Origin of the sequence: Actinosynnema sp. NPDC059335 (genome assembly GCF_042752395.1) — a bacterium.
Taxonomy (GTDB): domain Bacteria; phylum Actinomycetota; class Actinomycetes; order Mycobacteriales; family Pseudonocardiaceae; genus Actinosynnema.
Window position 1 is genome coordinate 1 of sequence record NZ_JBHYXZ010000328.1, and the last position, 1,252, is coordinate 1,252.

The 1,252-nt window shown below is 66.8% G+C and carries 2 protein-coding genes; both read left to right on the forward strand.

Annotated features, from left to right (window positions below):
• Positions 1 to 90: 90 nt before the first annotated feature.
• Positions 91 to 564: a helix-turn-helix domain-containing protein gene (locus ACFXGA_RS40205; protein ID WP_378098485.1), complete on the forward strand. Its 474-nt coding sequence runs from the start codon at positions 91 to 93 to the stop codon at positions 562 to 564.
• The gene (locus ACFXGA_RS40210) at positions 453 to 1,235 is read left to right on the forward strand and encodes an IS630 family transposase (protein ID WP_378098488.1); all 783 of its coding nucleotides are present in this window, start codon (positions 453 to 455) and stop codon (positions 1,233 to 1,235) included. The genes ACFXGA_RS40205 and ACFXGA_RS40210 overlap by 112 nt, the downstream gene beginning before the upstream one ends.
• Positions 1,236 to 1,252: the final 17 nt, after the last annotated feature.

Consider the following 1,252-nt stretch of genomic DNA (forward strand, 5'->3'; position numbering starts at 1 on the left):
TACTAGTAGCGTGTCGCTGTTTAGTTGTGGTGCTTGCGGCTGGGAGGCTGTTGTCCGGCAGGTCCTTTCCCCTGCCGGACAAGGACTGGTGTGGTGGTATCGCATTTGAAGCGGCCGGTCAGGTTGTCGGCACGGGATCGTGAGGAGTTGATCCGGTGGACCACGACGGGTGTGCATCCGGCGTCGTCGATCATGCGGGCCCGGGTGCTGCTCGCGCTGGACACCTCGGCAGGCGAGCCTGATTCGAAGGAAGTGGTCGCGGCGCGGCTCGGGGTCTCGGGCGAGACGCTGCGGCTGGTCGCCAGGCGGTTCGCCGAGACCGGCGGCGATGTCCTGGCCACGATCTCGCGCAAGAAGCGTGACCTTCCGCCGGTGCCGTCCCCGGTGACGGGAGAGGTGGAGGCCCGGCTGATCGCGCTGGCGTGCTCGACGCCGCCGGAGGGGTATGCCCGGTGGTCGTTGCGGCTGCTGGAGAAACACGTCGAGCTCACCGAGGACATCCCGAACCTGGACCACTCGACCATCGGCCGGGTTTTGAAAAAACGGAACTGCGTCCTCATCTGAGGAAGTCCTGGAACATCCCGCCGCGGGCGAACGCGGAGTTCGCCGCCCGCATGGAGGACGTCCTCGCCGTCTACGCCCGGCCGCACGACCCCGCCCGTCCGGTGGTGTGCATGGACGAGAAACCTTTCCAGCTACTGGGTCAGGTCCGCGACCCGCTGCCTGCCCGGCCGGGCAGGGATGCCCGCCACGACAGCGAATACGCCCGGTGCGGCACCTGCTCGATCTTCGTGTGGGCCGAGCCCTTACGCGGATGGCGCCGCGTGCACGCCCTGGCCCGGCGCACCAAGATCGACTGGGCAGGGCAGGTCAAACACCTGCTGACCGTGGACTACCCCGACGCCGAGACCGTGGTGCTGGTCATGGACAACCTAAACACCCACGGCATCGCCTCCCTCTACGAGGCCTTCGAACCCGGCGAGGCCTTCGCCCTGGCCCAGCGCCTGGAGATCCACCACACCCCCAAACACGGATCCTGGCTCAACATCGCCGAGATCGAACTGTCCGCACTGTCCCGGCAATGCCTCGACCGCCGCATCAGCGACCTCGACACCCTCAACGCCGAACTCGCCGCCTGGCAACACGCCACCAACGCCAACCAGCGGGGAGTCGACTGGCAGTTCACCACCGACGACGCACGCGTCAAACTCCGCCACCTATACCCCAAAGGTTAGATGCGACGGTCTACTAG